This is a genomic window from Colwellia sp. C1TZA3 (assembly GCF_007954265.1).
Taxonomy (GTDB): Bacteria; Pseudomonadota; Gammaproteobacteria; order Enterobacterales; family Alteromonadaceae; genus Cognaticolwellia.
Window position 1 is genome coordinate 12,317 of sequence record NZ_VOLS01000016.1, and the last position, 19,634, is coordinate 31,950.

The 19,634-nt window shown below is 38.5% G+C and carries 13 protein-coding genes; 6 read left to right on the forward strand and 7 right to left on the reverse strand.

The window, feature by feature from the left end; genetic code table 11:
- Positions 1 to 329: 329 nt before the first annotated feature.
- Positions 330 to 1,913, reverse strand: coding sequence for an isocitrate lyase (locus ESZ39_RS06840; RefSeq protein WP_146879167.1), 1,584 nt, complete (start codon positions 1,911 to 1,913; stop codon positions 330 to 332).
- A 351-nt stretch (positions 1,914 to 2,264) separates the two neighbouring features.
- On the opposite strand from ESZ39_RS06840, the gene ESZ39_RS06845 reads away from it, so the two are divergent.
- From ESZ39_RS06845 to ESZ39_RS06865, 5 genes are all read left to right on the forward strand, one after another.
- Entirely contained in the window at positions 2,265 to 3,200 is a 936-nt protein-coding gene (locus ESZ39_RS06845) for a LysR family transcriptional regulator (RefSeq protein WP_146879168.1), read from the forward strand.
- On the forward strand, positions 3,190 to 3,585 hold the full coding sequence (locus tag ESZ39_RS06850) for a CidA/LrgA family protein (RefSeq protein ID WP_146879169.1): 396 nt from the start codon (positions 3,190 to 3,192) through the stop codon (positions 3,583 to 3,585). Before ESZ39_RS06845 ends, ESZ39_RS06850 begins: the two co-directional genes overlap by 11 nt.
- A 5-nt stretch (positions 3,586 to 3,590) precedes the next feature.
- On the forward strand, positions 3,591 to 4,307 hold the full coding sequence (locus ESZ39_RS06855; RefSeq protein ID WP_223270277.1) for an LrgB family protein: 717 nt from the start codon (positions 3,591 to 3,593) through the stop codon (positions 4,305 to 4,307).
- A 923-nt stretch (positions 4,308 to 5,230) separates the two neighbouring features.
- On the forward strand, positions 5,231 to 7,402 hold the full coding sequence (locus ESZ39_RS06860; protein WP_146879171.1) for a malate synthase G: 2,172 nt from the start codon (positions 5,231 to 5,233) through the stop codon (positions 7,400 to 7,402).
- 669 nt (positions 7,403 to 8,071) lie between these two features.
- Complete coding sequence (locus ESZ39_RS06865; protein ID WP_146879172.1) at positions 8,072 to 8,599, forward strand: hypothetical protein; 528 nt, start codon at positions 8,072 to 8,074, stop codon at positions 8,597 to 8,599.
- A 115-nt stretch (positions 8,600 to 8,714) separates the two neighbouring features.
- On the opposite strand, the gene ESZ39_RS06870 is transcribed toward ESZ39_RS06865, so the two are convergent.
- Positions 8,715 to 13,073 (reverse strand): PKD domain-containing protein, encoded by a 4,359-nt coding sequence (locus ESZ39_RS06870; RefSeq protein WP_146879173.1) that lies wholly within the window; start codon positions 13,071 to 13,073, stop codon positions 8,715 to 8,717.
- 985 nt (positions 13,074 to 14,058) lie between these two features.
- On the opposite strand from ESZ39_RS06870, the gene ESZ39_RS06875 reads away from it, so the two are divergent.
- On the forward strand, positions 14,059 to 14,358 hold the full coding sequence (locus tag ESZ39_RS06875; protein WP_146879174.1) for a peptidylprolyl isomerase: 300 nt from the start codon (positions 14,059 to 14,061) through the stop codon (positions 14,356 to 14,358).
- Positions 14,359 to 14,450: 92 nt separating this feature from the next.
- Here ESZ39_RS06875 and msrQ read toward each other — a convergent pair whose 3' ends face one another.
- The 5 genes from msrQ to ESZ39_RS06900 all read right to left on the reverse strand — a co-directional run bounded on the left by msrQ (position 14,451) and on the right by ESZ39_RS06900 (position 19,633).
- On the reverse strand, positions 14,451 to 15,089 hold the full coding sequence (msrQ, locus tag ESZ39_RS06880) for a protein-methionine-sulfoxide reductase heme-binding subunit MsrQ (RefSeq protein WP_223270278.1): 639 nt from the start codon (positions 15,087 to 15,089) through the stop codon (positions 14,451 to 14,453).
- A complete protein-coding gene (msrP, locus tag ESZ39_RS06885; RefSeq protein WP_146879175.1) occupies positions 15,089 to 16,096 on the reverse strand; it encodes a protein-methionine-sulfoxide reductase catalytic subunit MsrP in 1,008 nt (335 codons plus the stop codon). The genes msrQ and msrP overlap by 1 nt, the downstream gene beginning before the upstream one ends.
- Before the next feature lie 129 nt (positions 16,097 to 16,225).
- Entirely contained in the window at positions 16,226 to 16,588 is a 363-nt protein-coding gene (locus ESZ39_RS06890; protein WP_146879176.1) for a glutaredoxin family protein, read from the reverse strand.
- A 55-nt stretch (positions 16,589 to 16,643) separates the two neighbouring features.
- Complete coding sequence (locus tag ESZ39_RS06895) at positions 16,644 to 17,195, reverse strand: DUF2058 domain-containing protein (protein ID WP_146879177.1); 552 nt, start codon at positions 17,193 to 17,195, stop codon at positions 16,644 to 16,646.
- A 182-nt stretch (positions 17,196 to 17,377) separates the two neighbouring features.
- Positions 17,378 to 19,633, reverse strand: coding sequence for a xanthine dehydrogenase family protein molybdopterin-binding subunit (locus ESZ39_RS06900; RefSeq protein WP_146879178.1), 2,256 nt, complete (start codon positions 19,631 to 19,633; stop codon positions 17,378 to 17,380).
- Position 19,634: the final 1 nt, after the last annotated feature.

The following is a 19,634-nucleotide window of genomic DNA, read 5'->3' on the forward strand; positions in this document are numbered from 1 at the left end:
TTAAAAATGGCATAAAAAAGCTTTTACCTAAGTAAGAGCTTTCTAACAATGTAGTTAATCATATTCGTAAACACATAAAATTTTTGGGTTATACCAAGTTGATTAATGATCTGCTCACTGTTTTATTAGCTTAGATTTTAACCGCTAAAAATTTTACTACCTAAAAATTAGACATAAAAAATCCGATGAATAGCTTTCATCGGATTTTAGTTTTCTGACCAACTTTTAAGCTAAACTTTCTTAACTTGTAAGCATTACGGCTTAAAGACAGTATTATTATTACTGCAGTTGGCTTTGCTTTACTCGCCAACGATTAAGCTAGTGTGCTATTAAAACTGGTTAGAGGTGTTGTTTGCGCCACCGGCTTTAAGTGCGTTCTCACCAGCAAAGTATTCTTTGTGGTCATCACCCATATCAGAACCTGACATGTTTTGATGTTTAACACAGGCGATACCTTGACGAATTTCTTTACGTTGTACACCTTCAACATAACCCAACATACCCGCATCACCAAAGTATTCTTTCGCAAGGTTATCAGTAGATAAGGCCGCTGTATGGTATGTAGGCAGTGTAATTAAGTGATGAAAAATACCCGCTTCACGTGAAGTATCTGCTTGGAAACTACGAATTTTATCATCTGCAGCTGCAGCTAATTCAGTCGTATCGTAATTAACATCCATTAAATCAGCACGAACATAACTAGATACATCGGCACCCGCAGCAACCATTGCATCGAAGGCTTGTTGACGGAAGTTTAACGTCCAGTTAAATGATGGGCTGTTGTTGTAAACCAGCTTAGCATTTGGAATTTCTTTACGTACTTCATCCATCATTGCCGTGATGTCAGCAACGTTTGGTGTTGCCGTTTCAATCCAAAGTAAGTCAGCGCCCGCTTTAATTGCTTCGATGCTGTCAAATACACAACGCTCTTCACCGGTACCTTGACGAAACTGATATAAACCAGAAGGTAAGCGCTTAGGACGCACTAGCTTACCATTACGGTTGAAACAAACATCGCCTTCAGCCATGTCAGCTACGTCAATTTCTTCAACGTCTAGGAAAGAGTTATATATGTCACCTTGATCGCCAGGCTCTTTAACCACGGCGATTTCTTTAGTCAAGCCAGCACCTTCAGAGTCAGTACGAGAAACAATAATACCGTTGTCGATGCCTAGCTCTAGGAATGCATGACGCAAGGCACGAATTTTAGAATGAAAGTCTGCATGAGGCACCGTCACTTTACCGTCTTGGTGTCCACATTGTTTTTCATCAGCCACTTGGTTTTCAATTTGAAGTGCACATGCACCCGCTTCTATCATTTGCTTAGCCATGATATAAGTTGCTTCTGCGTTACCAAAGCCTGCATCGATATCAGCAATAATTGGCACAACGTGTGTTACATGGTTATCAATTTGCTCTTGAATAGCGACTTTGTCACCATCGCTTGCTGCGTCTAGGTCACGAAAAAGACCACCTAGTTCACGGGCATCTGCTTGACGTAGAAAAGTGTAAAGCTCAGCAACCAAAGCAGCTACTGAAGTTTTTTCGTGCATAGATTGATCAGGAAGAGGGCCAAACTCACTGCGTAGTGCCGCAACCATCCAACCAGAAAGATATAAGTAACGACGGTCTGTTTGACCAGCAAAATGTTTCTTGATAGAAATCATCTTCTGTTGGCCAATAAAACCATGCCAACAACCTAAAGATTGAGTGTACTTAGAGCTATCAGCGTCAAAAGCATCCATATCAGCACGCATAATGTTTGCTGTGTACTGAGCAATGTCTAAACCAGTTTTAAATTTGTTCTGTGCTCGCATACGGGCTACTGATTCAGGATTAATGGCATTCCATGAACTGCCAGCTTTTGCTTTAATTGCTTGAACTGCTTCGATTGCACTTTGGTAATTAGACATATTACTTTCTCCAAAAATTTTAACTGACAGTATTTATAATTTTAATTTTTATGGTGTAACTACTTTTTTATAAGCTGTTTCACCGGACAAGACAAATACTAAACCAGTCACTATAAATAAACAAAATATATAATTAAAATCCTTACCATTCACAGCGCGAATAGTGGTGTATTAACTCTAAAAAATAAAAGTAAATAATTCAATAAATTCAAACGCTAAGTAACCCAGTTAATAAAAGCCGTGGGATGATAACCGTGAGTTTAATTTATGTTTTCCATTGAATTTACTTGATTATCACTATAAGCCATGACATATATCTAGGTTATACTTTTGTTCTAGATTATTAATGTTATGAATATCTCAAAAATTGATTTAAACCTACTGATTTATCTTGATGTTTTACTTAGAGAGAAAAATGTTACACGCGCAGCGGGTCAGTTAAATATTACCCAACCGGCGATGAGTAATGGTTTAAAAAGATTGCGTACGCTTTTCAACGATCCTATTTTAGTCAGGACATCAGATGGTATGGTGCCTACCGAACGTGCTAGGGCTTTAGCGCCTGCTATTCGTAAAATTTTGCTAGAGCTAGAAGAGGCGTTACAAGGTGAAGAAGAATTTAACGAGCTCAGTAGCCAGCGGGTTTTCCGTCTTATGGCCAGTGACTATGCGGCTTCTACGTTATTACCCAAATTATTGAAACGGATCAACCAAATAGCACCTAACGTGACCATTGACATCATGACACCCAGTGATGTTAATTTTCATGATGTTGAGGCCGGTAAAATTGATATGGCCATTAACCGTTTTGATGAGTTACCACAATCTTTTCATCAAAAAACTATTTGGCGAGATTCTTTCTCATGCCTGTTAAGTGCCAAGAACCCGATCGTGTCAAAATTTAACCTTAGCACTTACCTCAGTGCTAAGCATGTTTGGGTATCTAAAACCGGCTTTGGTGTCGGTGTTGGCATGGATCCAAAAGATGTGCAAAAATTAGGTTGGGTTGATGAAGCCTTAGCACGCTTAGGTAAACAGCGTAACATTAAAGTATTTACACGAAATTACCACGTGGCAATGCAACTTGCACTTGAAGATGAATTAGTCGCCACCTTACCGACGCGAGCCGCATTAATTCATAAAAACGATGCTAATTATACCGTGCTTAAACCACCATTTGATATTCCTGACATTGAACTAAAAATGATTTGGAGCCCACTGTTACACCATGATGCTAGTCATATATGGTTTAGACAGTTGGTTATTGAAGCCGCCAATGAAGGCTAATAAGGACACAGTCAGTGTGATCACCTTTAAGCAAAAAACCTTTAATGTTTTGTATAGCATTTTTGCGATTTTTAGTTGTCTTGCTCTGGGTAAGTTATGCTCGTATTTTGCGCCAATATTACCGGGGAGTTTATACGGCTTAATTATTTTTACCCTAACACTGCACTTTCGCCTGTTTAATGCTGATCGTATTAAAAGCAGTGTTATGTGGTGCTTAAAGCATATGGGGGTATGTTTTGTGCCTGCCGGTGTTGGTATTATTAACCACTTTGAATTAATCAAACAATTTGGCATCGCCATAGTCGCCATTACCTTTGTCACCACTTTCCTATTACTGACGGTTGTTGGCTTACATTATCAGCGCTACGCTGTTGACGATGAGTAACCCTGATGATAACTGAGCTATTAAACAACCATATACTGTCCTCTATTTTTGCTGTAGTTAGTACTATTGCACTGTTTCAGCTGACTGCGGTCTTTCAACGCAAACTAAACGCAATTTGGTTGCAACCCATGCTAATAAGTATTTTAGCCATTATTGCTATCTTACTTTGGCAAGACATTAGTTTTGAAAGTTATTTTTCAAGCTCTTGGCTGCTTAATGCGTTGCTTGAACCCGCGGTTGTGGCATTAGGTTTTCCGCTATATCAGCACTTAGAAACCATTACTAAACAGTGGAAGAGTATTATTTTAGTGTTATTATTTGGTGCATTTATTGCCATTGTCAGCAGCTTTGTTATTACTATGCTGTTAATCGGCGATTACTCTATTGCCGTGGCACTATCACTAAAATCGGTTACCACACCCATCGCCATTGCCATTGCCGGTCAATTAGACGGTAATACCGCTATTACGGCCTTTGCCATTATTCTTGCAGGATTTTTTGGCGCTTTAGTTGGCCCACCTTGGCTACGATTTATTAAGGTCAAATCACCTAAAGCACAAGGCTTGGCTATTGGCGCAGCGAGTCATGCTATTGGCACAGCAACAGTTAGTAATATTAGTTACGAGCATGCCGCTTATAGCTCATTGGCTTTAATTGTTTCGGCTGTTATTACTGCACTGCTCAGCCCATTTATTATTAATTTTTTGGCGACACTTTTCTAGTTTGATTAGCCTAATACTAGTTTCATCGATGGGATTAGCTAAGCTACTGTAGAGAGATAAAAAGTGGCCAAATAGAAGCTATTTATTTTAATCAACCGTGGTGCTAATTATTAGATAATACAGTAAATTATTATTTTAACGTGCTGAAGTACCTAGAAAAAATACTTAGAAAAAATGGGCTTGAACGCGTTATTTTATGGCAAACTTCACCTTTAATCTGTGGGCATATATGATAAAAAATAAAAAAGCATCCTTTATCTCAAAACCTTGATTGACCTATATAAACATTTATTCAGCCTTGTTATCCCTGTTATTCATTCGCCGCATGAATAACAGGGATAACAAGGATAAGCACAAAAAATAATATCAATAAAGGTATACTAAAATTAAAGCGACATGCGGCTTATGATAATCAATAATGAATTAACTTTATTAGCATTTTAAAAGACAAAACACTTGGCTAAAGTAATAGCTATTGTTATACCAAGTTGATTAATTACCTGCTCATTTTTAAGGGTTAAAATGAATAACTACAGCGTTATAAAATCTATAAGCTGAATAATACCAATCAAATTAATTAATGGTGCAAATTTTAATGAGGGTAAATTTTCAAGAACAAGGCGCTTGATTGAGCAATAGCTGGCTATTGGGATTGAAAGCAACAATGTTATTGGATATTTAGACCATTTAAAAAGATCACTTAGTTAGTTTGATTGGTATAACTACTGACTAAATTTTATGCCTTGTATTTATCTATATTTCCTCATAAAAAAGGTGATCATTTAATTAATCAAATTGGTATTAACCAACAGTTATTGCATCAGATAGACAATATTTCTAAATTGCTGATATTAGTTTTTTATCAAGGTATTAAATAATAAAGCTTGCTTCAAAACTTTCAAACTATTCAAAATAGGTGTCCTATGACAAAAAGAATTTCAATCGCAAATTTGCAGGTAGCAGAAGAATTATATAATTTTGTTAACCAGCAAGTGCTGCCAGGTACAACGCTAGCTTCAGATACCTTTTGGTCTGGCTTTGCAAAACTTATCGCCGATTTAGCACCAAAAAATAAAAACCTGTTGTTAAAACGTACCTCACTGCAACAACAAATAACCGCCTATCATCAAGCACACCCCGCTGAAGATTTTGATTTTACTGACTATAAAAGCTTTTTAACTGGTATTGGTTATCTAGCAGCCCCCGTTCCTGACTTCAGCATTTCGACAAAAAATGTTGATGCTGAATTAGCGACTATCGCAGGGCCACAACTGGTTGTGCCGGTAATGAATGCTCGCTTTGCCTTAAATGCGGTCAATGCTCGTTGGGGGAGCTTATACGACGCCTTATACGGCTCAGATGTGATCGCTGAAGACCATGGTGCTGAAAAAACAAAAGCTTATAACCCTGTTCGTGGGGCTAAAGTTGTCGCCTTTGCTCGCGATTTTTTAGACCAAACTATACCTTTGCTTAGTGGCTCTCACACAAATGTAAAAAGCTATCAAATAGTTGACCATGCGCTTGTTGTTACACTAAGTAATGATGAAAATACCAGTTTAGCCGAGCCTGAATTATTTATTGGCTTTACCGGTGCACAAGCGTCGCCAAATGAGTTGGTTTTTAAACACCACGATTTACACTTTATTGTTGAATTTGCTCAGAACAGCACGATTGCAAAAAGTGATACGGCGGGTGTTAGTGATATTTCTATGGAGTCAGCAATAACCACTATTATGGATTGTGAAGATTCGGTAGCCGCGGTTGACGCAGAAGACAAAGTGATTGCCTATAAAAATTGGCTTGGTTTAAATCAAGGCACTTTATCTGAGACTTTTGAAAAATCAGGTAAACAACAAACCCGTTTGATGCATCCAGATAAATGTTTTCAAAAGCTTGATGGCACACAGGGCAAACTTAAAGCTCGCAGCTTAATGTTTGTGCGTAACGTTGGCCACTTGATGACCAACAATGCCATTATTGACCAACAAAATAATGAAGTGCCTGAGGGCATCATGGATGCTGTTATTACCTCATTAATATCCACATACGACGTTAATCAAAAAAACACCTTACGCAACAGTGACACAGGTTCAGTGTATATTGTTAAGCCTAAAATGCATGGTCCTGAAGAAGTAGCTTTTGCCAATGAGTTATTTGATCGTGTTGAAGACCTATTAACTCTGCCTCGTCATACGGTAAAAATGGGTATTATGGATGAAGAACGCCGCACCAGTGTGAACTTAAAAGCCTGTATTTATCAGGCAAAAGAGCGCGTGGTATTTATCAATACTGGCTTTCTTGACCGAACCGGTGATGAAATTCATACTTCAATGGCGGCCGGCGTTATGGCCAGAAAAGCAGATATCAAGTTAACTAAATGGATTTCTGCTTATGAAGATAATAATGTTGATGTCGGCTTAGCTTGTGGTTTTAGTGGTAAAGCACAAATAGGCAAAGGCATGTGGCCAATACCTGATCAAATGGCCAATATGTTAGCGACAAAAATTAATCATGTTAAAGCCGGCGCAAATACCGCATGGGTACCCTCGCCAACCGCAGCAACCTTGCACGCTTTGCATTACCATAAAGTCAATGTATTGCAATTGCAGCAGCAACTGAAAAACCGTGTACCAGCAAACGTTGATGATATTTTAACTATACCTTTAGCCGAACACACCCAGTGGTCAGCGCAAGAAATTTCTGATGAACTCGACAATAATTCACAAGGAATTTTAGGCTACGTTGTACGCTGGATTGATCATGGCGTTGGTTGCTCAAAAGTACCTGATATTAATAATGTTGGCCTAATGGAAGACCGTGCGACCTTAAGAATATCAAGTCAGCATATGGCCAATTGGTTACAACATAACATTTGCACACCTGAACAAGTGCTAGCAAGTTTGAAAAAAATGGCCACCATTGTCGATCAGCAAAACCAAGATGATAGTCAATATCATGCTATGTCGAATGATTTTGACCACAGCATCGCTTTTCAAACCGCATTAGCATTAGTACTCCAAGGCCATAAACAGCCTAACGGTTATACTGAACCTTTATTACATAGAAATAGACTTTTATTTAAAGATCAAGCTTAACAAGCTAACAGCTAAAGCCACCTAAAGCTTGGTGGTAAATAAAGACCGGTGCTGATAAATCATGGTATTTATCAGCACCGGTCTATTTTTATGGCTAAAAAATAGCTAAGCCAAAGCAATTTAGTCAACATCGCAACCGGCATAGAGCAAACAAGTTACTGAGCCAACAACTCCATAAATTAAATTATACCAATCCCATTAAGTTATTGCTCACTTGTACTAGTTAAAATAGCTCAAGGCTGTGTTGCTCTCAATCCCAATAGCCAGCTATTGCTCAATCGAGCGCCTTACCTTGAGTTATTTTTCCTGCGCACAACAAGATCACAAACTTAATGGAACTGGTATTAGGCCAATTATGTTACCTGGTTATACCAATCAAATTAATTAATGGTGCAAATTTTAATGAGGGTAAATTTTCAAGAACAAGGCGTTTGATTGAGCAATAGCTGGCTATTGGGATTGAAAGCAACGATGTTATTGGATATTTAGACCATTTAAAAAGATCACTTAGTTAGTTTGATTGGTATTATAGACTAAATCACGTTATTGGTCTGATAAAGTAACCAATTCAACTTATTATTCTCGCGTAAACACAAGCTCTTATCTATATTGATTTGTAACACAATGGTACAGTGGTTACATCAAGGAATGATACGGGTTAACTATTCAATGAAAATCGCAAAAAAAACACAACCAACAAAAGCTAATTTAAGTGGCACTATATTGCTTGTGCTTGGTTTATTTAGCTTATACAGCTCAGTGGCTCAAACAGAGCCAAGAATGAAACACCAAGTTAATGTTGTTTTAATGATAAACAATGTCGCTATCGAGGTAAAATCACCCAGCAATAACATAGTTAATCACTACGCCTACCCTACTATTACCAGCGAAGTCTTCAATCAATACAATCAAAACGCTATGCATTTAGCGACACAAATATCTCAACAACCATCGCTGGGAATTAAAGTCACTGATTTTGCAAACTTAACACCACATAAGTTTGATAAAAAAAATTCTATCTTTGAGTTTGCAGCGAAATTTAATGACAAACTGCAACAAGTACTCGCCTATTTTGATTTTTCATCAACTAGTACTGACGGTAAAAATAAAAATATCAGCGACAAAAATTTACAGCAAAAATCTAACTTAATTACTAAAAATATCAGTAACTCATTAAAAGCTAGGACGCTAGACTGATGCTCTGAGTAAGGTTTAAGCGCTTCTACACGACTTTTACATGTTTATTTTGCATACCATTATAAAATTTAGCTGCCAGCATAGGCAGCTAAAGTTTGTCTTCAAGTGTATGCAACTACCAATATTTAGTGCCGTCTTCGTTACATGACCATGCCGCTGAGCCCGTTTTCGATATACTCGCATTCAGTTCATCCATGCACTGCTGATGTACAGAAGCGAATTTAGTTTGCTTTTGAGTTATATCAAAATCCCCTACATTAGCTGTTTTCTTAGCAAGTACAGTCGTTGTAGAGCCTCTAAGTTTTTTCAGCTTACTGGTATCAAACCCTTTTAGAGTACAAACACGCTGAGCACTACAAGAGACACTTAAAATATCATTAAACCTTGAGTTTCCTGAGCCTGTTGGACTTTCTTCTGATGAGCTAGACGTTGTAAGTGGAGTTGTAGACTCAAATTTAAACGACCGACGATTGCTTCCTTCTGTTTCATTTAAAATCACATCCAAAGTATAGTTTGTTGAGGGTGACCCTGAATAATAATGCACATCCAAATCAAAAGTACCACTGACATAGACATCATCCATTGTTGCTCTGTATGAGACAACTTCTGGGCCAAATCCGCCCTTGTCATCAAGGTCAAGATTTCCAGGGCCTTGTGTTTTATTGGAGTACCAAATGGTGTCATTATTCTTATCTGTAGTGTATATATCTAAATCAGTAGCCGTATCCCAACGAAGTACAAACACTGTTCTTGATGAGATTAAGGCGTTTAATCCAGTGGTGCTACTTTCAATACCTTGAAGCGTTATTACTTTCTCAATAGTGTTCGGTTTCGTGCCACTAAAACCTTGTGCCTTAATAATATTATCGCCAAGAGATATAACAACATCCGCTGCAAATGTTCCATCATTGTTTAAGGCAGTATTTGTGGTAATACCGTTAGCAGTAATAACGATTTTAGATGTCGCAGCTCTTGCTTCTTCTGGAATAGAGCCTGAAATAGTCACAACCCGATTTGATACCTGCGCACCGGTTATATGGCTTGTAATGATGGTATCTACCTTTAGTTTATCTACAATTTTAAAGAACACGTCAACATTGGCACTTGTTGCTAAACTTGGATTGGCAACGGTAACGAAAACTTCGGGCACAGTACCTTCCGCGTCATATGTATAACTTGTTTGAGCCGCAGTAGAAAACCATGTATGGGCATTGCTATCAATGGTGCCAGTACCATTAAAAGCTGGATCTGAACTTGTTAATGAAACAATTACCTTTCTATTAGACTCTACGGATAATTGGGCAATTTTACCCGCAGGTAATTCACCAGAAATAGCAGGTATCTTGAACGAATAAGCACCTGCAGCAGGAATATTACTGATATTGTTGAGCTTATGAACTTTTTCTTGCTTAATATTTAGCCATTGACTGATCGTATTAAAAAAGGGTTGATCAAATTGGTAGGTGGTTGGTTTAAAGTTGAAATCCGTATTTGATTCATTAGCGTCTAATAAAGATATTTTATTCTCAAACATGGTCGCGTATTGGTAATAACTTAATGCAGATATTAACGAAGCTGAATTCTCCGCACCTAAATGGTCGCCAAAATTACAACTAGAGGCTGATAGTATGCTGTTTACATATGATATTCTACTTTTATCATTTTCAGCAAAATCGCCATAAAACAACCCCTTAATTTTACCTTTAAAATCTGGGCAGGTTGATTCATTTAAGAGATGTTTCCAGATCGCAATATTGTTATGTCGGTCTGCTTCACTATTAATCCCTTTTTCTAAGACTCTAGATAATGGCACAGTTAAAAAACGCTTGTAATCATCTAGCGTATCGTAGAGATGATCTTCAAACCACATAGCGGTGCCTTCTGAAATCCACCTACGTTCATTATAGCTTTCAGTCATGAGATTTTTTCCATTGTCTATCTCAAATTTTGTTTTGACTTGTGCATGATGAAAGTATTGATGAGCTAAAGTGATTTGCATTGATGTAGAGGATTCTGAAGCCCGATTGCTTAGATGAAGAATATTGCCTCTTTCCACAGGATTGTTCGTCAGAACGTAACCATAAGACCCTATGTTGTCAGATTGTAATTGAATAGTAATATTTCGGTCGAAATTGCCAATATCTAGCTCATCAAACTCGTTTCTTGACTCTGCGGCCCATAATACCATTTCATTTATTGTAATAGCAGACGACCACATAGTCGTTGCTCCACCTGCATTACCAAAACCAATAACTGTAAAAATAGTATTATCTAATCCAGTTACGCGACAAGTTTGTTCAATAAAGTCTTCAATGAAGGACGAATTTGATGGCCGTTCTATTCGTCTAGGTTGGCAGCTTACATCTTGAGCTGTGAATGCCTGATTAGCACTTAAAAGTAATGGTTGGCTACTGATCACTGTAGAATTTTTTTTGTTAGCATTTGAGTCAGAGTTGTTATTAACCGTAACAACCTTGTCTAATAACCCTATATAAAAAATACCTTTTAACGCCCCCATATCAAGCACCGCATATTCACGGTCAGCGCTTCCTTCTAGAGATAAATTTAATCTAACAGGCGACCATGCTTGTTCACCGCTTTCTTCATTTAAAACGTAATGATAAACCGCAAGTCTTGTCACATCACTAAATTCTGGCAACAATGAAATAGGCACCAATACTTCTGACTCCCTCAATAAGTCATCGTTTGCTATAAAGAGTTCTGTCAGTTTTTCGCCTTTAAAAATCGCAGAATTGACACTTTCAACAGTGGTAGTTTTAATAATGGGAAGTGCAGATGAGTCATCTGCAAACCTAAACTTTACACCCAATAAGTCTAATTGCGGCTCAACAATCTCAATTTCGTTATTTGTCATGCTAACTTCAACAGGTGTTGTTAAAGCAACCTTCACTTCGAAGCTCGCTTCAGAAAATTTATTCCCATCATTAACTGAAGTAATTACGGTATAACTTTCACCTTCGTTAGGCGCTTCTGGTGTCCAATTAATTATTCCTGTGCTTAGATCAATGTCCATTCCTTCAGGCGACTCGGTTAAAGAGAAAGACAGTTGACTACTACCGGTATAGCTAACTTGAGGCTGAATAACTACGGCTATGTCAGCAATAAATGGGGTCAGAACTTCTGACTTAGCTATCGTTAGTTCAATACCTTTTAAGTTAACATCGTCAGGGTTAAGACCATTATAAAATATATCAGAAGAGGTAACAGTTCCAAGTATAATTTGAAAGTTTTGCTCACCATTTTGAACATTCTCGTTCGTGCCTTTAACTATCACAGATTGAGCTTGTAGCCAATTGTCCTCTGTGAATATTAGTTCAGATTGCTCAGTAATGGCCTCTGACTCATTGCTAGAATTTAATGGGATAGTGATATTTGCAGTAGGTCTACTACTTAGTTGGATTGAAAATTCCGCTGTAGCGTTCACAGTGGCTGTATTTCCAGTTACTGTACCCACCGTTATACCAGGAGTAGGTCTACCGGTTATAACAACTTCGTCTTGAGCAGACTCACCATCATTGTCGGTAACGATTAATCTGAATACGAATTCGATATTCTGTGTCAATTCTGGCAAATCAACATTAGTACTAGCGTCTGCTACGTTTTTTATCGAAACTATCGGCGCTCCATTGTTAACCTGCTCCCAATGGTATGAACTTATAATGCCATCTGAATCTATGCCAGAGCCACTTAGTGTTACCGTTGTAGATTCTAAGGCTTCTTGATCTTCACCAGCGTTTGCCGTGGGCGCGATGACAACATTAAGGAGCGTTATCTCGACCGTATCCGCTGAAGTAGTGCCATCATTGTCGGTGACAGTAAACTCAAAAATTAACTGTTCGTCTGACGTTATCTCTGGCGCTTGAAAGGATGAAGTCGTGCTGTCTGAATTTTGTAGCGTCACTAAAGTACCGGTAATTTGAGACCAGCTATAAGCAGAAATACTACCATATAGGTCTGTGCCAGAACCGCTTAGTGTCACAGTTGTAGATTCTAACACTGCTTGATCATCGCCAGCGTTTGCCGTGGGCGGAATTAAAACATTAATAATAGTTATCGCAACCATGTCCGCTGAAGTAACTCCATCGTTATCGGTTACGGAAAGTTCAAAGCTTAACTGTTCATCTGAGTTTACCTCTGGTGCTTGAAAGGACGTAATCGCACTATCTGCATTTTCTAGTGTTACTAATACGCCACCCGTTTGAGACCAACTATAGGCAGAAATATTACCGTCTGAATCCGTACCATAGCCACTTAAAGTGATAAGTACATTTTCATTAACTGATTGGTCTGAACCAGCATTAGCAACCGGTGACTGATTACCTATCTCTGGTTTAGGTACTTTTTCACCGTCACCACCACCGCTACAAGCGGCAAGTACAGAGGAAATAATTAATACACTGATTATTCTTTTTAGGTAGGAGGATGGATATACTTTATGTAAGTAACACTTCATTGACTGACCCTTAATTCAAATCTTTAAAAACAGTAAAAGTAATTGGCTATGTTTTGATTACTGACTTAGAAAAAATATTTTTTGAATTAAATATTAGTCATTATCAAAAAAGATTTAAGCATTAATAATATTTTAAGTAAAGATATAAAGATGTCAAAATAATTATATAACACAATGTTTACATTAAAATTAGTAGGTTTACTCGAGTATGAGTTATACAACAATACGGTTAGTTAAATCAATTAAGTTATTGGTAAATACCTAGGGTCATCGGGCTTAAGAAAAGCTAATAGCATATTGTGAGCTTTGTAGTAACTCGTTTAGTTCTAATTTTATTTTTTGACTTTATTAAATATTAACTACCCTTTTGGCTCACTAATACTTGTTTGTTATTGTGCTCAAAACGAGCACTCTTAATTCCTTTGTAAGCTCACTGATGACCATACTTAAAAATGATGAAGAGACATTGCATATCTCTGCTGCTGTTTTGTAAACTGTAAAGTTAAAACCGATTAAATTACCAGTAAATATCAGTTGGTTTATCAGGTTATCTACTTTATCGGTTATATAATACCAAGTTGATTAATTACCTGCTCACTTGTACTAGTTAAAATAGCTCAAGGCTGTGTTGCTCTCAATCCCAATAGCCAGCTATTGCTCAATCAAGCGCCTTACCTTGAGTTATTTTTCCTGCGCACAACAAGATCACAAACTTAATGGAACTGGTATAATACCAATCCCATTAAGTTATTGCTCACTTGTACTAGTTAAAATAGCTCAAGGCTGTGTTGCTCTCACTCCCAATAGCCAGCTATTGCTCAATCAAGCGCCTTACCTTGAGTTATTTTTCCTGCGCACAACAAGATCACAAACTTAATGGAACTGGTATAACAATAGCCACGTTACTTTAAGTGACATAATTTATCTTTTTGGCTATTCTATTCTCAAAAAAAATACGTTAAAGTCACTGATAATTTTTAAAGTAATGAATAAGAGAGACACAATGTCAAAAGCGTCAGCACGTCATATATTGGTAGATACTGAAGAGCAATGTCTAACATTAAAGCAAGAAATAGCCGCCGGTGAAGATTTCACCGCCGTAGCACAAGCGCACTCAAACTGTCCTTCAAAAGCGCAAGGTGGAGCATTAGGCTCATTTGGTCGTGGCCAAATGGTGCCAGAGTTTGATGAAGTGGTATTTTCAGCCCCGTTGAATGAAGTACAAGGCCCTATTAAAACTCAATTTGGTTATCACTTACTTGAAGTTACGGCTCGAGACGACTAGTAGTAGACGATTTAATACCCTCGGGTAAAACATCTACAATAGAAAACGAAGGCTAATGCCTTCGTTTTTTTTGACTAAAAAGTCGATAACCATTATTTAAACCAGCGCTTAATTTTATCTTTACGTAAAATTAATAGAAATATTGCCATAGTGAAATATATCATAGGTTCAACAATGTCAGATTTCACTGACCAAAAAAAGTGCAATGCAATCAATAATACCGCGAGATAAACCCCGTTGTGTAACTTTTGCCAGTTTTTACCCATCTTGCGTCTTAGTGCGGTTATTGAGGTTAGCGCTAAAGAAAAAAGTATGATTAACGCCACCATTCCCACCGTAATGTAAGGTCTGTCAATAATTTCATCAAAAAAAAGGTTAAGGTCAAACTGCACTTCAAAAGCTAAAAAATTCAACAAATGAAATACCGCATAGGTAAAGCTATACAAACCAAGTAGTCGCCTAGTTTGTACTAAGTAGCCTTGACGATATTTTTTCGCCACCGGTGTGATCAGCAGGGAAATCAGTAATAAATTAAAAGCGCCAATGCCGGTGAAGTGAATAACCTCTTCGACCGGGTCTGCACCAAGCTGCTCGGTAAAGGCTAAAAAGTACAGTGTAAATAACGGTAAAAAAGCCAACAAGTGAATCGTAATTTTAAGTAACATAACTCTATAGCGTAAAAATAATGCCTTGAAAGACCCTTTACTCAACGAAGTTGCACTGGTTTGCACTAATAGTTTTTCCTTAAATCCATATTTTTATACAGGTGAGCAACTTCTTCGCCATAGCCATTAAATGGCAAAGTAGCAATACGATTACGGGCAAATAAACCGCCAGTGGTTATGCGCCTTTCACTTGCCTGACTCCAACGTGGATGGTCCACAGCTGGATTAACATTGGCGTAAAAACCGTATTCACTGTCAGCAAGTCTATTCCATGTGGTAGGTGGTTTATCTTCAACTAATTTTATGCCAACAATTGATTTGATACTTTTAAAACCATACTTCCACGGTACAACTAATCGAATCGGCGCACCATTTTGCGCGGGTAGGGTTTTACCGTATAAACCTACGCTCATAAACGTTAGGGGATTCATCGCTTCATCAATGCGTAAACCTTCTACGTAAGGGTATTCAACGCCACCACCAAGTCGACTGTTTTGTTCTGGCATCTGCTCTGGATCATATAAAGTCTCAAAGGCGACATATTTTGCTCGTGAATTAGGTGCAGCTTTTTTAATTAACGCTGCTAAGCCAAAACCTACCCACGGAATAACCATAGACCATGCTTCAACACAGCGTAAGCGATAAATACGCTCTTCTAAGGGAAAGCGTTTAAATAAGTCATCGTAACCTAGGGTATAAGGTTTATCGACCGCACCAGAAATACTGAGCTGCCAAGGATTAACTTTAAAGCCTTGCGCATTTTCAACTGGGTCGCTCTTACCGGTACCAAATTCATAAAAATTATTATGGCTGGAAATTTTAGCTTCAGGGGTTAATATTTGTGAAGATTCGCCTGCTGGCGTAAATTTTAAGGCTTGACGCTGAAACAGCACTTCTTCTTTACTACTGAAAAAATCTAGTGCGCCAGCGTTGGTGCTGGCAGATTGTGCTAATAAACTACCCGCACCTAGGTAACCCAGCTTTTTTAACAGCTCACGGCGACCATAATAAACTGACTCGTCTGTTACTTGCTGTTCAGACAGTTGATGGTTTTTTTTCGTGTTAATTAACATTTTCACCTCTAATCGATCTAATTATAGCCATCGGATTAACTTGTAATATACAGACCCATAAAGAGGTGAAAAAATTCTTAATAAAAGCTAAATGTTTAACTAAAAGTCATATTTAATTAAAAATACTACTTAACGAGAAAACTGCTCTAAATAGTCAATAATCTCACCTGATTCATACATCCAAGTAATTGATTGATCTGCATTGATAATTTTCAAACAAGGTACGGTTCTTTTACCTCCTTCTTGGATCAACTCTGCACGATATTGCTCATGCTGGTTTATATTGCGTAACTCAATATTTAAGCCTAATCGCTTGATAGCGCGACGGGTTTTCACACAAAATGGACAAGCGGGTAATTGATATAAACTTAAATGTGCCGTACTAGCATCCACTTCTTTTTGTAGTTGTGGCGAGCGTTTTGGCGCACTGGGAGAAAATATAAAGTTTAATAACAAAATTAAACGGCCAATCGGCCAACGAATTAAAAACATAATAGGATTTGTGCTCACGGTTAAGTAAATAAACTAAAATAATGACATGATTTTATTACCACATCATATCATCAGGAATTTGAAATTCTGCGTAAGGGTCATCTTCAGCAATAACTTCATCAGCCACTTTAGTGTTTTGCACTAAAATCACTGTTTTATCTAGACTCGCTACTTTTTCTGCCGTTTCAGCGGTAACAATATAAGTTGTATCATCAACACCACATAAAGCTAAACGACCATTAACTAAGGCTTTATGGGTGACAGCATCAACAAATAACTTCTTAATTTTACTATTGAAAGTGTAATTATATTCTGCTTCACCTTTCACATTGGTCACTTGGTGATGTTGCAGAATTTGTAAAATCCTCAGCTGTTGCTCTTTGGCTGCTAAGGATTGTTTTTTTTCATTATTCAAGGCGATATCACGGGCTAGCTTGTCTTTTTTCGCCAGTTCAAGCTCTTGTTTAACTTGCTCTTGTAAACTAGTGTCAACCTTGACACCGCTGCGTTTTTGTTTGCCTGTTTTGCGTTTATCACTATTTGCTTGTCGTGCTTTTTGCTTGGTAGTTAAACCTGCTTTAAGCAACTGGTCTTGTAATGAGGCCATCTATTTTCCTATGGTAGAATACCAATTGAATATCGATTTTGACTATTTTATCAGTTCGTTTACCATTTTACAGCATTCAATAAAAAAGCAGTATAATTGCCTGCTTTTTCAGGGCTAATTTACCCGTTTACATTAGCTTCTAGTGCAGCCTAAAACAGCTGCAGCTAGCTAATTATGGGCTTTTACACTATGCCATATTTTTTTAATGGTAATTCTCGATAACGTTTACCGGTGGCATTAAAAATAGCATTACAAATAGCAGGGGCAATAGGTGGTACACCTGGTTCACCAACACCGCCTGGAGGTGCGTCACTGTCAATTATTTCCACATGTGTGGTTGGGGTATCTGCAATTCGAGCAACTTGATAACTGTCAAAATTATTTTGCTCAATCACTCCATCTTTCGCAGTTAGCTCACTAAAAAAGGTTAATGATAAAGCAAAAATAGCTGCGCCTTCCATTTGCGAGCGAATGCGTTCAGGGTTTACCGCTAAACCACAATCTACTGCCATCCAGACATCATCAACTTTAATTTTTCCATCACTGTTTTCTGATACTTCAACAATACAAGCGACATAACTCACAAAGCTTCGATGCATAGCAATACCAAGGCCATGGCCTTTAGGTAGCTTTCTGCCCCACTTTGCCATAGTACTGGCTTTTTCTATTACGGCTTTCATCCGCGCGGTGTCAACAGGGAATTTAGCCAGTGTTTCACCATAATTGCCATATTTAGCCTGCTCTTTTGAGAAATCAATTTTACGATCTGCGCCCAGCATGGCGATTAGGTTGTCTTTGCTGTCTAAACCTTTTGCCTGGGCCAGCTCATCAACAAATGAACTTACTGCGAAAACATGGTTGATATTAGTCACTGAACGCATCCAACCGATACGGGTATGCGCCGGCGCTTTGCCGGCGGCACAACTAACATTAGCAATGTCATAGGGCATATCAATTAAGCCTAAATCGGCTTCTGAGCCAATTAAGTCTTCACCTTGGCTGAACGTTGAGCCAATAGGTGGCTCTGCCACATGATGTTGCCACGCGGTAACTGTGCCATCTTCATCAATACCAGCCGCAAGCTTTTGATAACTAACCGCATGATAATAACCATTTTGAATTTCGTCTTCACGAGTCCACATCACTTTAATTGGCACGTTTAACTGCTTAGAGAGTATCGCTGCTTCAACAATAAAGTCGGGCTTAGATTTGCGACCAAAGCCGCCACCTAACAAAGTAACATTAATATTGACATTTTCTGGCGCAATACCGGTAATTTGTGCAACGGTGCTTTGTGCTGACTGTGGGGTTTGGGTGCAGGCCCAAATATCAAAAATACCATCATGAAAATGTGCGGCAGCCGCTGGTGGCTCCATGGGCACATGGATTAATTCTGGCACATAATATGACGCTGTGATCACTTGTTTAGCATCCACGAGTGCTTTGCTCACATCGCCTTTACTGCGCAGCACTTTGGCAGGGTTATCACAACTTTTGGCTAATGCTTTTTTGTAGTCATCGCTGTTGTAACTTTGATGTGTACTTTCATGCCATTGTATTGCTAGTGCTTCTCGACCTTTCATTGCCGCCCAAGTATTTTTAGCGATAACCGCCACACCACCTAAAGGTTTAAATACCGCGGGTTCTTCTAGGTCAGGCAATTGCACGACATCTATAACACCAGCAATCGCCTTTGCAGCATCGCTATTAAATGATTTAACTTTTGCCCCCAGTACCGGTGGCCTAGCAATAACAGCATATTGCATCTGGTCTAATTCAACATCAAAACCGTAAGTAGTAGCGCCTATCGCGATCTTTTCACCATCAACTAAAGCCACATCCGATTTACCGATAAGCGTAAAGTCTTTCTTATCTTTTAATATCAAGGCAGATTGTGCTGGCAATGCTAGCGTGCTCGCTATGGCAACTAAGCTACCAAAAGATAATGTTCGACCGGTTTGTTCATGCACTATGGTGTTATTTACCGCTGATGTTTGACTCACATCTACTTGCCATTGCTTGGCTGCCGCCTGTTGCAGCATCATACGCGCCGCAGCGCCAGCTTCTCGCAGTGGCTGATAAAAGCGTCTTACCGAGCGTGAGCCATCGGTGTTTTGGCTACCATATTTTTTATCACCTAAGCCTTGTACAACAGTGATTTTTTGCCAATCAGCACCAAGTTCGTCGGCAACAATCATCGGAATACTGGTTTTAATCCCTTGGCCCATTTCTGATCTATGCACCACAATGCTGACCATATTGTCGCTGCCTATTTGGACATAAACATTAGGTGAAAATTTATCAGCGGCTATAACGCCTGCCAACGCTTTTGGTATGGTAAGCATTGACGGTAATTGCACCCCAAGTACCAACGCCGTAGAACTGATACCGAGTGTTTTTAAAAAGCCACGACGGCTAACATTTTCAATGTGTTTCATG

Coding starts and splice junctions, on each gene's coding strand:
- ESZ39_RS06840 (WP_146879167.1), bottom strand. CDS start 1,913: ATGTCTAATTACCAAAGTGCAATCGAAGCAGTTCAAGCAATTAAAGCA.
- ESZ39_RS06845 (WP_146879168.1), top strand. CDS start 2,265: ATGAATATCTCAAAAATTGATTTAAACCTACTGATTTATCTTGATGTT.
- ESZ39_RS06850 (WP_146879169.1), top strand. CDS start 3,190: ATGAAGGCTAATAAGGACACAGTCAGTGTGATCACCTTTAAGCAAAAA.
- ESZ39_RS06855 (WP_223270277.1), top strand. CDS start 3,591: ATGATAACTGAGCTATTAAACAACCATATACTGTCCTCTATTTTTGCT.
- ESZ39_RS06860 (WP_146879171.1), top strand. CDS start 5,231: ATGACAAAAAGAATTTCAATCGCAAATTTGCAGGTAGCAGAAGAATTA.
- ESZ39_RS06865 (WP_146879172.1), top strand. CDS start 8,072: ATGAAAATCGCAAAAAAAACACAACCAACAAAAGCTAATTTAAGTGGC.
- ESZ39_RS06870 (WP_146879173.1), bottom strand. CDS start 13,073: ATGAAGTGTTACTTACATAAAGTATATCCATCCTCCTACCTAAAAAGA.
- ESZ39_RS06875 (WP_146879174.1), top strand. CDS start 14,059: ATGAATAAGAGAGACACAATGTCAAAAGCGTCAGCACGTCATATATTG.
- msrP (WP_146879175.1), bottom strand. CDS start 16,096: ATGTTAATTAACACGAAAAAAAACCATCAACTGTCTGAACAGCAAGTA.
- ESZ39_RS06890 (WP_146879176.1), bottom strand. CDS start 16,588: ATGTTTTTAATTCGTTGGCCGATTGGCCGTTTAATTTTGTTATTAAAC.
- ESZ39_RS06895 (WP_146879177.1), bottom strand. CDS start 17,195: ATGGCCTCATTACAAGACCAGTTGCTTAAAGCAGGTTTAACTACCAAG.
- ESZ39_RS06900 (WP_146879178.1), bottom strand. CDS start 19,633: ATGAAACACATTGAAAATGTTAGCCGTCGTGGCTTTTTAAAAACACTC.